General features: G+C 64.3%; 9 protein-coding genes. 2 read left to right on the top strand and 7 right to left on the bottom strand.

Annotation, left to right across the window (positions count from 1 at the left end):
- Positions 1-119 precede the first annotated feature (119 nt).
- From fghA to P9254_RS21745, 5 genes are all read right to left on the bottom strand, one after another.
- Positions 120-953: an S-formylglutathione hydrolase gene (fghA, locus tag P9254_RS21725; protein WP_278055246.1), complete on the bottom strand. Its 834-nt coding sequence runs from the start codon at positions 951-953 to the stop codon at positions 120-122.
- A gap of 404 nt (positions 954-1357) precedes the next feature.
- Positions 1358-3637, bottom strand: coding sequence for a xanthine dehydrogenase family protein molybdopterin-binding subunit (locus P9254_RS21730; protein WP_278055247.1), 2280 nt, complete (start codon positions 3635-3637; stop codon positions 1358-1360).
- 2 nt (positions 3638-3639) lie between these two features.
- A complete protein-coding gene (locus P9254_RS21735) occupies positions 3640-4662 on the bottom strand; it encodes an FAD binding domain-containing protein (RefSeq protein ID WP_095801024.1) in 1023 nt (340 codons plus the stop codon).
- Positions 4663-4664: 2 nt separating this feature from the next.
- Positions 4665-5285: a (2Fe-2S)-binding protein gene (locus tag P9254_RS21740; protein WP_278103899.1), complete on the bottom strand. Its 621-nt coding sequence runs from the start codon at positions 5283-5285 to the stop codon at positions 4665-4667.
- A 357-nt stretch (positions 5286-5642) separates the two neighbouring features.
- Positions 5643-5879 (bottom strand): KTSC domain-containing protein, encoded by a 237-nt coding sequence (locus P9254_RS21745; RefSeq protein ID WP_336619663.1) that lies wholly within the window; start codon positions 5877-5879, stop codon positions 5643-5645.
- Positions 5880-5973: 94 nt separating this feature from the next.
- Between P9254_RS21745 and P9254_RS21750 the strand changes: the two genes are divergently transcribed.
- Complete coding sequence (locus P9254_RS21750; RefSeq protein ID WP_067327538.1) at positions 5974-6579, top strand: alpha-ketoglutarate-dependent dioxygenase AlkB; 606 nt, start codon at positions 5974-5976, stop codon at positions 6577-6579.
- 39 nt (positions 6580-6618) lie between these two features.
- On the opposite strand, the gene hydA is transcribed toward P9254_RS21750, so the two are convergent.
- Entirely contained in the window at positions 6619-8061 is a 1443-nt protein-coding gene (gene hydA / locus P9254_RS21755; protein ID WP_278055251.1) for a dihydropyrimidinase, read from the bottom strand.
- A gap of 54 nt (positions 8062-8115) precedes the next feature.
- Positions 8116-10536 carry a GcvT family protein gene (locus tag P9254_RS21760; RefSeq protein WP_278055253.1) on the bottom strand — a complete coding sequence of 807 codons (2421 nt, stop codon included), beginning with the start codon at positions 10534-10536 and terminating at the stop codon, positions 8116-8118.
- Positions 10537-11036: 500 nt separating this feature from the next.
- Here P9254_RS21760 and P9254_RS21765 point away from each other — a divergent pair, with 500 nt between their 5' ends.
- Positions 11037-12710 carry an ABC transporter substrate-binding protein gene (locus P9254_RS21765; RefSeq protein ID WP_278055255.1) on the top strand — a complete coding sequence of 558 codons (1674 nt, stop codon included), beginning with the start codon at positions 11037-11039 and terminating at the stop codon, positions 12708-12710.
- The last annotated feature ends 66 nt before the right edge of the window (positions 12711-12776 follow it).

Raw genomic sequence — 12776 nt, forward strand, 5'->3', positions numbered from 1 at the left:
CAACCAAGTTCTAAATTACTCCAGAGACCTATTCACCGCAATGAGAAGACGCGTTTGATCGCCGGATTGCGTCGCGGCCATCCAACTTCAGGTTCAGGGCTGGTGGGCGTTTGCGCTGCCTATGCCATCCGCGCGGCGTGCCACTTCAAATGATCGTCCATGAAGGTCGAGATGAAATTGTAGGAATGATCGTAGCCCTCCTGCATGCGCAGCGTCAGCGCGATGCCTGCCTTTTTGCACGCCTCTTCGAGCAGCCAGGGACGAAGACCATCCTGGAGGAAGCCGTCGGCGCTGCCCTGGTCGACGAGCAGTTCGCCGTAACGATGGCCGTCCTCAATGAGCAGCGTGGCGTCACAGGCGCGCCAGCTCTTTTCGTCTGATCCCAGATATTTTTCCAGCGCCGGCCGCGACCAGCCCGCCGTCGTCGGCTGCACGATCGGCGCGAAGGCCGAGCAGCTCCGGAAGCGCTCAGGGTTCTTCAGCGCGATGGTCAGCGCGCCGTGCCCGCCCATCGAATGGCCGAAGATCGACTGGCGCGAAATGTCGACCGGGAATTTGGCCTCAATAAGCGCCGGCAACTCCTCGGTGACGTAGGAGTACATGCGATAGTTCTTCGCGTAGGGCGCTTGCGTGGCATCGACGTAGAAGCCGGCGCCGCAGCCGAACTGCCAATTGTCCTTCTCATCGGGAACGTCCGGACCGCGCGGGCTGGTGTCGGGGCAGACGACGACGAGTCCAAGCTCGGCCGCCAAGCGCCGGTATTCGCCCTTGTCCATGACATTGGCATGGGTGCAGGTGAGCCCCGAGAGATACCACAAAACCGGCAAAGGCCCGTCCTTCGCCTGGGGTGGCACGAAGACGGCAAAGGTCATGTCGCAAGCGCAGACTTCCGACGCGTGCGAATAGACGCCCTGGATGCCGCCGTGCGATTTGGACGTGGAAAGGACGTTCATCGGTTCTGCCTTCTCGCCGGGAATGTCCGGCCCGACATAGCTGCCGGACCCGGCGCCCGCAACCTTGCACCTCGCCAAAACGGCGCAGATGCGCGATCGAACGGCGGAAGGGCGGACATTTCGAGCCGCTCTCGTTATGCGTCGCCTCCCAGGCGAGCGTTCGCGTGTTCTAGGGTCGGCAAGAGAACATCCGGGCCGGATCGCAAAAAGAAGTCTTTTCTGTCCTTTGCTTCGCCGAAACCGAAGCGGGGCGCTCGCTGGCAAGCGGGCAGGGAAAATTCGACGGGTTGTGAACGGAAGCTATCCGCCGGTGCAATGCGGGTGGGGGTGCTCGCATTGCACCGGCGGCTCGGCAATCAGCGGATTGATGAGCAGATCGCGGTGCGCTGCCGCTCGCCGCATCGTCAAGCGATAAGCTGGTCGATCCTGATCGGCAGATCGCGGATGCGCTTGCCCGTCGCGTGGTAGACCGCGCTGGCAACGGCGGCGGCGGTGCCGACATTGCCGAGTTCGCCCAAGCCTTTGACGCCGGCCGGATTGACGGCGTGGTCTACCTCCGGGACCAGGATCACCTGCAGGTCCCTGATGTCGGCGTTGACCGGCACGAGGTAATCCTGCAGGTCGCGGTTGACGTAGCGGGCATAGCGCCTGTCGACCTCGGTCGCTTCATGCAGCGCCTGGCCGATGCCCCAGATCATGCCGCCCATCAGCTGGCTGCGCGCGGTGCGCGTGTTCATGATGCGGCCGGCCGCGAAAGCGCCGACGATGCGCGGCACACGGATTTCCCGAGTATAGCTGTTGATGCGAACTTCGACGAACTCCGCGCCGAAGGCGTATTTCACCGAGTCCTCGTCCTGATCGCCGCCATGGAACTCCGACTGACCGGCATAGAGTTTCTTCACTGCCTCAGGCGTCGCGCCTTTCGGGGCAAACTCGGCATATTCCTCGATCGCGCCAATTTGCATCGCCTTGATGACGTCCTCGATCTTCGCGGACGCTCCGCCCCTGGCCGCAAGCTTGCCGCCGTCAAGGTCCAGTTCCTCGTTATGTGAGCCGGCAAGCGGGCCGCCTTCGGCCGTGGCTCCGGCGGAGAGCTTCGCCCGGATGGCATCGCAAGCCTTCAGAACCGCCGAGCAGACGCTTGCGGTGGAAATCGAACCACCTGAGACCGGGGCCGGAGGCAGGCTGCTGTCGCCCATTTCGACGGTCACCTTGTCGATCGAAACGCCAAGACGTTCCGAGGCCATCTGGGCGGCCACTGTCCGGACGCCGGTGCCGATCTCATGCGAGCCGCATTGCACCCGCACATCGCCATCCGACGTCAGGCGCACGCGCGCCGCGCATGGTGCCACCGCGGTGGGGTAGATGGCGGTGGCGCAGCCCATGCCGATCAGCCAGTCGCCGTCACGCATCGCGCCGACCTTCGGGTCCCGCTTCGCCCAGCCGAAGGCATTGGCCGCCTGTTCATAGCATTGGATCAGCGAGCGGCTGGAGAAGGGCTTCTTGCCGATCGGTTCCGCCTTCGGCTCATTGATGCGGCGGAACTCGACCGGGTCCATGCCAAGCGCCACCGCCATCTCGTCCATCGCGTTTTCCAGCGCGTAGACGTAAGGTGTCTCGGGCGGCGAACGCATGTAGCCCGGCGTGTTGCGATCTGCCTGGACCAGCGACACACGCGTCAACACCGAGCCGTAGTCGTACATGCGGCCGGTCGCCGAGGTGCCGCCGACAACATAGGGATCAGGGCGCGATGTCACCTCCCATCCTTCGTGCGCGAAAGCGGTGATGCGGCCGTCCTCGCCGGCGCCGATCCGGATGCGGTGGCGGGTTTCGGCCCGGTAAGTCTGTGTGCCGAAAGCCTGCATGCGGCTCGTCACGCAGCGCACGGGACGCCCGAGACGTTTTGCGGCTACTGCGACGATGGCGGTGCGCGGCGTCATCGGTCCTTTTGAGCCGAAGGCGCCGCCGATGAAGGGACTGACGATGCGCACATTGGCCGGATCGATTTTCAATTCTCTCGCAAGTTCGGCCTTCCAGCCGGTGACGTTCTGGGACGGCTCGTGGACGATGAGCTGATCGCCCTGCCAAAATGCCGTCGTGGAGAACAGCTCGATCGGGTTGTGGTGCTGGGTGGGCGTTGAATACCGAGCGTCGATCCTGACCGCGGCGGCTGCATAGGCGGCGTCGAAATCGCCTGCTTTCACATCCTCCTTGAACAGCGGACTCTTGCCGGCGGCGGGAATGGTTTTGGTGCCGGGACTATCGAAACTCGCGGACGGCTTCTCTTCCTCGTAATCGGCGCGGATCAACTGGGCTGCCTCCTCCGCCGCCTCGAATGTCTCGGCAACGGCCAAGGCGATGATCTGGCCGTCGTGGAAAATCGTCCTGTCATGCAGCGGTCCGATCGAGGTCGCGCCGGCGTTGCCGAATTTCGGCTTCTCGACCTTGTCCATGTCGCCATAAGTGACGATGTCGAGAAGGCCGGGCACGGCACGGGCATCGTCCAGGTGAAGCTTCGTCACCCTGCCCTTGGCGATGCTGCTGGTGGCCAGCGCGCCATAGGCCAGGTTTGCCGTCGGCAGGTCTGCCGGATAGTGGGCTTGCCCGGTGACTTTCAGCCGCGCATCGACGCGCGGCAGCGGTTCGCCCATGTTCTCCTTGGGCTTCGGAGCGGCTGGGTCCATGGTCACACCTTCATGTCTCGCGTTTCGAGCAGCGCGCGCACCAGCGTCCGCTTGCCGAGCTCGATCTTGAACGCATTGTGCTGGCGCGGTTCGGCACCGGCAAAGGCAGCGTCCGCCGCCGCACCTGCCGATGCCTCGTCGAGCTTCTTGCCCTGCAGGGCCGCTTCGGCCTCGCCGGCGCGCCACGGCACCGTCGCCAGCCCGCCGAGCGCAATCCTTGCCTCGCGGACGCTGTCGCCGTCGAGGTCGAGCGCAACGGCCGCCGAGGCCAGCGCAAAGGCATAAGACTCGCGGTCGCGGATCTTCAGGTAGCGCGAGCGCCGGGCCCACGGTAAGGCAGGCACCTCGATGGCGGTGATGATCTCGTCCGCCGCCAGATCCGTCTCGATATGCGGCGTGTCGCGGGGCAGCCGATGCAGCCTGGCAAAGGGAATTTCGCGCGCTCCGCGAGACCCCTCGGCTCGAATAACGGCATCGAGCGCAATCAGAGCCTGGGCAAAGTCGCCGTGATAGGTGGCAATGCAGGCATCGCTGGCGCCCAGCACCGCGTGCTGGCGGTTGAAGCCTTCCATCGCCGCGCAGCCCGAACCCGGCACCCGCTTGTTGCAGGCCCAGGAGGGCTCGCGGAAATATTCGCAGCGCGTTCGCTGCAGCATGTTGCCGGCAAGGCTCGCCATGTTGCGGATCTGGCCGCTTGCCGCCAGCCGCAAACTTTCGGCAATAACGGGATAGCGGCGTTTGACTTCGCCATGGTCGGCAGCCTCGCCCATCCGCACCAGGGCGCCGAAGCGCACGCCGTCGTCGGTAACCCTGATCTGCCTCAGCCCTGGCTCTTCGAGCCGGTTGAGGTCCAGCAGCCGGTTGGGCGCCGCCACCCCAAGTTTCATATAGTCTGCAAGATTGGTGCCGCCTGCGATGAACTGCGCGTTCGCCCGTGTCGGCTGGTCGTCCTCGGTGGTAAAGCGGGATGCGATGGCGACCGCGGCGGAGACATCTGTCGGCCGTTCATAGATGAAGGGGCGCATCGTCAGGTTCCTCTCGCCTGATCGCGCGCCTGGACGACCGCGGCGACGATGTTCGGGTAGGCCGCACAGCGGCAGATATTGCCGCTCATATATTCGCGGATGTCGTCCTCGGAGTTGGCGTGGCCTTCGTTGACGCAGCCGATGGCCGACATGATCTGACCCGGCGTGCAGTAGCCGCACTGGAACGCGTCGTGGTCGATGAAGGCCTGCTGCATCGGATGCAGCTTGCCGTCGCTCGAGGCAAGCCCTTCGACGGTCGTCACCTCCTTGCCGTCGTTCATCACGGCGAAGCTCAAGCAGGAGAGCACGCGCTTTCCGTCCACCAGAACGGTGCAGGCGCCGCACTGCCCATGGTCGCAACCTTTTTTCGTGCCGGTAAGGCCGACATGGTCCCGCAGGGCGTCAAGCAGGCTGGTCCTGGCATCCAGCGAAAGCTCGTAAGGCTGCTTGTTGATGCGCAAGGACACCGCGACCTTTTCCCTCAAGCCGGAACGGGTCGCGGCCGGTCTTGCCGCTCTCGTTGGGGAGCTGAGCAAGGGCGCCGCCGCGGCGGCTGAGACAGTAGCTGTCATGAAGCTTCGCCGGCTGAGGCCGGTCGCGCTTGGCGCAAAAATTCGGGACATGGCTCGCTCCCAGGCTGGCTGTCATCGGGGCTGGCTATGGGGCGCTAACCTCTCAACGGGGGCATTGTTCCGAATTTTGCAGGCGAAGGCCCGGAAGCTCACGCGACTGTGACAGCATCGACGGAAGTCGGAGGCAGAGCACGCCGGGACAGCAGAGGAACGTTCCGCGCAAGGGGGGGTTGACTGCCACGCGGCGGTGCGCACCGGCGCTGCGCAAGCTCGCACAACCGATCGAAAGTCACACCGGTAGATACCAATTCTCCAGTTGTCGAACCGTAGCTGAGCAATAAGGCTAACAGGCCCTGCCCAACGACAGGAGGGGTGGTTTCGAGCAGGGCATGGGAGCGGGGCTCTGGTTCAATGCTGCGGTCCTTGCGCCACCAGATGGAAGCTGTATCGGTCGCGCACGAACTCGTTGAAGAACCGGCCCTTGGACCGAGCAGCCTTGAATGCCGCGTGGGTCTCTGGCTCAACCTGCTCATAGTCATAGCGGTCGCCGCTCGGGACAAACCATACCGAAAGGATCTTCGTCGCCGGGTCGTAATAGATGTTCCGGATGGCGGTGGAAGGCATGACGAGCGCCCCGTTGGCCAATGCGTAATTCCCGGAGCTGTCAATGGGTTCCGTCGCACCGGCTGCCGACGGATCAGGGCCTTGCGAGACCTGCCGAATTGCCTATCTGAGGTTTATGCCGTCAACGAAATCGAGCGCCACGGCGCAAGTCCGCCAAGGAGATCTTTTCGGTGTCCCGAACAGCCTGCCGGAAGGATTCCGCTACCGGCCGGAGCTGATCACGCGCAACGAAGAAAGCGCGTTGGTGCGCTGCATCGAAGGCCTGCCGTTCAAGCCCTTCGACTTCCACGGCCATCTAGCCAACAGGCAGGTTGTCGGCTTCGGGCTGCGTTACGACTACGACCGCCGCGAGGTCGTGGAAGCACCGGCCATACCCGACTTCCTGCTGCCGCTTCGCGACAAGGTCGCCGACTTCGCCGGTCGGCCCGCGTCGGAGTTCTCGCAGGTGCTGATCAACGAATACCGGCCTGGCGCGGGCATCGGCTGGCATCGCGACAAGCCCCATTTCGAGCTCGTCGCAGGCGTCTCCCTGCTGGCATCCTGCAGTTTCCGGCTGCGCCGCAGGAACGGCGCGACATGGGACCGGCAGACGATCGAGGTCGAGCCGAGATCCGCCTATCTCATGGCCGGTCCGGCGCGCAACGAATGGGAGCACAGCATTCCGCCGCTCGCAGAACACCGCTACTCGGTCACATTTCGGACCTTGCGACCCAAGCTGTAAGTCCGACGTTCTGCCAGGCCGATATTCCAAGTCGCCCAATCAGGGGTCGAGCCATGGCGTGGTGTCCTCCACAGCCGTGCCGGCCTTTGCCGGATCGGACGGACGGCGCGCGACGAAGCCGCCGAAACCAGCTTGCGCCTGCAGCTTTTCGCCCGCGATCAGCGGCTCACCACGCAGCAGCATGGTGATCGGCTTGCCCGTCACCGCCTTGCCTTCGTAAGGCGAAAAGTCGACGCGCGAGTGCAGCATTTCGTGGCCGATGGTCCACTTGCGTGCCGGGTCCCAGAGCGCGAGATCCGCGTCCAGGCCGGGGGCGATGCGACCCTTGCGGTGGTCGAGACCGTAGATCGCGGCGGCATTGCGCGAGGTCAGATCCAGATATCGCTGCAGCGAAAGGCGCCCCGTCAGCAGCCCTTCGGAAAACAGCAGCGGCAGCCTGGTTTCCAGGCCCGGAATACCGCTCAATGTCGTGGTGAACCCTGGCTCCGGCGCCTTGCCGATCTTGTCGGCGAAATAATAGGGCGAATGATCGGACGACCAGAGGTCGATGCCGCCGTCCGCCAGCAGCCGCCAGAGATGCTCGCGGCTATGCGGCGTGCGCGGCGGCGGCGAAAAGACGAAGCGGGCGGCGTCCCTGCCTGGGCGGGCGAGGTCCGCGGCACCGAGGAAGATGTATTGCGGGCAGGTTTCGGCCGCGACGTCGACGCCGCGCTGACGCGCCCGCGCGACTTCCTCGGCGGACTGCCGCGACGACACATGGACGATGGTCATGCGGGTGCCGGTCATCTCCGCCAGCGCCAGAGCCCGATGGGTCGCCTCGCGCTCCATGATCTCGCTGTGCGCCACGGCGTGATAGCGCATCTCGGTGCGGCCAAGCTCGATCAGCCGCTGCCGCGTGCGCCGAATGGCGGCATCGTTCTCGGCATGAACCATGACGATCCAGCCGAGCTTCCTCGCCGTATCGAGCACGGTGAAGAACAGGTCGTCGTCGACCGCGAAGCCCTGGTAGGTCATGAAAAGCTTGACCGAAGCAATGCCTTGCCCGGCCAATTGGCTAAGTTGTGCCTCGACGTTGGCGCCGGTCCCCATCGTCACCACCGCATGGAGGCCGTAGTCGATGATGGAACGGCCGGCCGCGCAGCCCATCGCCCGTTCGAGCGCATCCACCGTGGTCATATTTGGACCCGGCATGCCGAAGGGCACGATGCAGGTCGTGCCGCCGAATGCGGCCGAGATGGAGCCCGATTCAAAATCGTCGGCGTTACCGGCCCCGCCCCAAACAGGCTGGTCGAGATGGCAGTGGGCATCGATGCCGCCAGGCATCACCCACAGGCCCGCGGCGTCAATGGTTTGCCCACCTTGCAGGCCTGAATCGATCGCCGCAATGCGGCCGTCATCGATGCCGACGTCGCAATCCCGCCAACCGACATCCAAAGCGACCCTACCGCCTTTTACGACCAGTTGATGCGAGCGCCGCGCCATTCGTGCCGCTCACGCCGCTGTGCTGTTGCGGGTCACCGGGCAGGCAAGCACCGGTCAGGCCCTCAGCCGCTTGCCATCGGGATCGAAGGGCGGCCTCTCGAGCAACACGGCATTGTGCGGCCGGCCGAGGATCGCGACGGTGACGGCATCGCCGGATTTCACCGAGCCCGCCTTCACATAGCCGAGCGCCAGCGACATGCCGACATGATAGCCGTAGGCGCCAGACGTGACCTGGCCGACCGGCGTGCCATCGGGAAGGAAGATCGGCTCGCCGCCCGTGGCGTCGGCATCCTTCGCCTCGATCGAGATCATGATCAGCTCGTCGCGGGCCGGCTTCGATGCCAGCGCGGCGTAGGCGTCGCGGTTGAGGAAGTCGCCCTTATCCATCTTGATCAGGCGGTCGAACTTCACTTCCTGCGGCCAATATTCGGGCGAGTATTCGCGGCCCCAGCTGCCATAGCCCTTCTCCACCCTGAGCGACATCAGCGCGCGCGAGCCGACCGGCCCGCCGCCTTCCTGACGCGCCGCGTCGAGCAGGGCGTTGTAAAGAGCGGTCTGGTCCTTCTCCTCGCAATAGAGCTCCCAGCCGAGATCGCCGGTGAAGGAGACGCGCAGCGCAATGACATCGAGGCCGGCAACGGTGATGCGGCGCGAGGCCATGAAGGGGAACGACGCCGTCGTCAAATCGTCATTGGTCAGGCGCTGCAGCACCGCGCGCGACTTCGGCCCGGCGACGTTGAAGCCGCACATGTCCTCGGTGAGCGAGCGGAACGTCGTGCCCTCCGGCAAGGGCAGCATCTTGAAGAAACGCTGATGATAGTGCTCGGCCATGCCGGAGCCGAAGACGCGATACTCGTCCTCCGCCAGCTTGGTGACGGTAAAGTCGCCTGCGATGCCGCCGCGCTTGCCGATCAGCGGCGTCAGGCAGGATCGTCCGACCCGCGAGGGAATCTTGTTGGCGAAAAGCGCGTTCAGCCAGGCCTCGGCGCCCGGCCCCTTCACCTCGTATTTGGCGAAGTTGGAGATGTCGATGATGCCGACATGGTCGCGCAGCATGCGCGCCTCGCGGCCGACAGGGTGCCACCAGTTCTGCCTGGTGAAGCCGATCGTCTCCTCGCGCGGCTCGCCGTCGATCGAGAACCACAGCGGATGCTCCCAGCCGAAGTTCAGGCCGAACACCGCGCCGTTTTCCTTCTGCATGGAATAGGCCGGCCGTGTGCGCACCGGCCGTCCAGCGGCGCGCTCCTCGTTTGGGAAATGGATCTTGAAGCGATGGCTGTACTGGTCCTGCACGCGCGCCTTGACGAATGCCTTGCCCGCCCAGTGGCCGAAGCGCGCGAGATCCCAGCCGAACATGTCGAGCGTCGGCTCGCCCTCGATCATCCACTCGGCCGCCAGGCGCCCGAGGCCGCCGGATTGCGAAAAGCCCGGAATGATGCCGGCGCAGCAGAAATAGTTGCGCAGCTCCGGCACCGGGCCGAACAGCGCGGCGCTGTCCGGCGACCAGATCATCGGTCCGTTGATCACCCTCTTGACGCCGGCAGCGCCGACCGCCGGCACGCGGGCGATCGCGCGCATCATGTTCTCCTCGATGCGTTCCAGATCGTCCGGGAACAGCTCGTGGCCGAAATCCTGCGGCGTCCCGTCCTCGGCCCAGAATTTCATCGCCCGCTCATAGGCGCCGATCAGCAGGCCGAGGCCCTCCTGACGCAGGTAATATTCGCCATCGCGGTCGGCGACCGAAGGCAGACGCCGGCCCATCGAGGCGATCTCTGGGATGGTCTCGGTGACGAAATACTGGTGCTCGGTCGGTATGAGGGGCAGCGCCAACCCGGCCATCGCGCCGACCTCACGCGCCCACAGTCCGGCGGCGTTCACCACCCATTGCGTGCGGACGTCGCCCTTGGTGGTGCGCACGATCCAGCTGCCGTCCGGCTGCTGCTCCGTTCCGGTCACCGCGGTGAAGCGGTGGATTTCGGCGCCACGCTGGCGCGCGCCGGCCGCGTAGGCGGCCGTCACGCCCGAAGGATCGACATTGCCGCCTTCGGGTTCGTACATGATGCAGCGTATGCCGTCGAAGTCGACGAGCGGGTGCAGCCGCTCGGCCTCCGCGCGGTCGACCTCGTAGAAGTTCATCTTGTAGCGGCGCGCTTTGGCTTCCTGCAGCCGGAGCTGATGTTCACGCGCCTCGGTCTGGGCGAGATAAAGCGATCCCGGCTGGAAGATGCCGCAGCCCTGACCAGTCTCCTTCTCCAGCTCCTTGTAGAGCGCCATGGTATAATGCTGCAGGCGGCTGATATTGGTCGAGTCGTGCAAGCCGTGAATGTTGGCCGCAGCATGCCAGGTCGAGCCCGAGGTGAGCTCGTCGCGCTCGAACAGCACGACATCGCTCCAGCCGTGCTTGGTCAGATGATAGAGGATCGAGCATCCGATCAGGCCGCCGCCGATCACAACAGCCTGGGCATGAGTCCGCATTTACGTGTTCCTTGTGGCTGTGTGCCGGAGCCGGACGGCCGGGCGACGGGCCGGATAACAACAGGGGTCCGTGCTGGCTCTTGTGCCGACAACATGACCCCACTTTTTCGAACGCCGGCAATGTAGAAAGCTCGGGAAACGACTGTAAAGCCTGCTATTGGGGCTGGCTGCTGCTTTTCGGGGCAGTTAAGAGCAAAAAAAACGAGGTCATAGCCACATCAATCTTCGTTTGTAGGCATAGAGGCCGGGTGTAGCTTTTGGCGGGGAATTGAGCAGCCGCGACCAGCGGCGCCACCAATGGGAGCCACCCGCCATGGACCTGCATTCCGAGCGCGGATACAGACCGGTCAGACCGGCATGCCTCTCGTCGTCCATGCGTCTTGACGGTCCGGCGGCGCGGTCGCGCCGCGGCCTTCAAAACCGGTTCCGCATCAGTCGAAAAGACAGCGCCGAAGCGCCATGTCCGGCACGCGCATCGCGACAACTCGGAGGTTAAGACCTTGGACAAGACATCGCATCCCTATATTCCGACACTGCTCGATCAGCTTAACGACGGCGAGATCAGCCGCAGGGACTTCTTGCGCAAGTCGACGCTGCTCGGGCTTTCGGCCGGCGCGGCCTATGCCATGGCCGGCATCATCGACCCGGCGACGCAAGCGCGTGCCGGCGACCTGCCGAAAGGCGGCAATTTGCGCATCGGCATGCGCTGCATGGAGATCAAGGATCCGCATCTGGCCGACTTCGCCGAAAAATCCAACGTCATCCGCCAGGTCTGCGAATATTTGACCTTTACCGACCGCAACAACATCACTCACCCCTATCTCTTGGAGAAGTGGGACGTCAGCGATGACCTGAAGACCTGGACGCTGCACATCCGCAAGGATGTGAAATGGCGTGACGGCAGGGCGCTTAATGCCGACGACGTGGTCTGGAACCTGAAGCGTGTCAGCGATCCCAAAGTCGGCTCCTCGGTGCTCGGCCTGTTCACCGGCTATCTCGTCGAGGAGTACGATACCGGCGAGAAGGACGACAAGGGCAATCCGAAGAAGTCGAGCCGGCTCTGGTCCGACAAGGCGATCGAGAAGGTCGACGACAGCACGGTGCGGCTGAACCTGTTCTCGCCGCAGATCGCGGTCGCCGAACATCTCTTCCATTATCCGATGTTCATCCTCGATCCGAAGGACAATGGCGCCTTCGGCCCGAGCGCCAACGGCACCGGTCCCTTCGAGATGGTCGAATACACGGTCGGCAAGGGCGCGAAGTACAAGGCGCGGGCCGATTATTGGGGCGGTGCCGCGCATCTCGACACGTTCGAATTCGTCGATCTCGGCGACAATCCCGGCGCCGGCATCGCCGCGATGGCGTCCAAGCAGGTCGATGGCCTGTCGGAAGCCGACGCGGTGCAGATCAATTCGATGAAGGCCTTCCCGCATGTCTCGGTCCACAAGGTCGAGACGACGCAGACCATCGTCATGCGCATGCATCCCGATGTCGAGCAGTTCAAGGACAAGCGCGTGCGCCAGGCCATGCGCCATGCGCTCGACCGCGACAAGATCATCCAGACCGTCCTGCTCGGCGCCGGCACGCCGGCCGAGGACCACCATGTGGCGCCGTCGCACCCCGAATATGCCGCGCTGCCCAAATGGCCGCGCGACGTCGAGAAGGCGAAGAAGCTGATGGCCGACGCCGGCCATGCCGACGGTTTCGAATTGGATTTGGTGACGCGGCCCGACCCGATCTGGGAGCTCAACACGACACAGGCGATGGCCGAACAGCTGAAGGACATCGGCATCAAGGCCAACATCAAGTCGCTGCCGAGCGCGCAGTACTGGGAAGTGTGGACCAGCGCGCCCTTCAGCCTGACCGCCTGGGGCCACCGCCCGCTCGCCATCATGACGCTCGGCCTCGCCTACCGCTCCAATGCCGCCTGGAATGAATCGCATTTCTCGAACGCCGAATTCGACAAGCTGCTCACCCAGGCCGAGGGCATTCTCGACCCGAAGGAGCGCAGCAAGGTGATGGAGAAGATCGAGCTGATCATGCAGGACGAGGGCCCGATCGTGCAGCCGTTCTGGCGCATCTTCTCGACCGTCATGGACAAGAAGGTGCAGGGCTTCGAACTGCATCCATCACAGTACATCTTCGCCAAGGATTATGCGGTCGCCTCCGCCTAGACCACGCTGCGCCCGGCCGGCGACAGAACGGCCGGGCGTTCCTTTCCACTCGCACCCAGAACGGAA

This window comes from Mesorhizobium sp. WSM4983 (genome assembly GCF_029625765.1).
Lineage (GTDB): Bacteria > Pseudomonadota > Alphaproteobacteria > Rhizobiales > Rhizobiaceae > Mesorhizobium.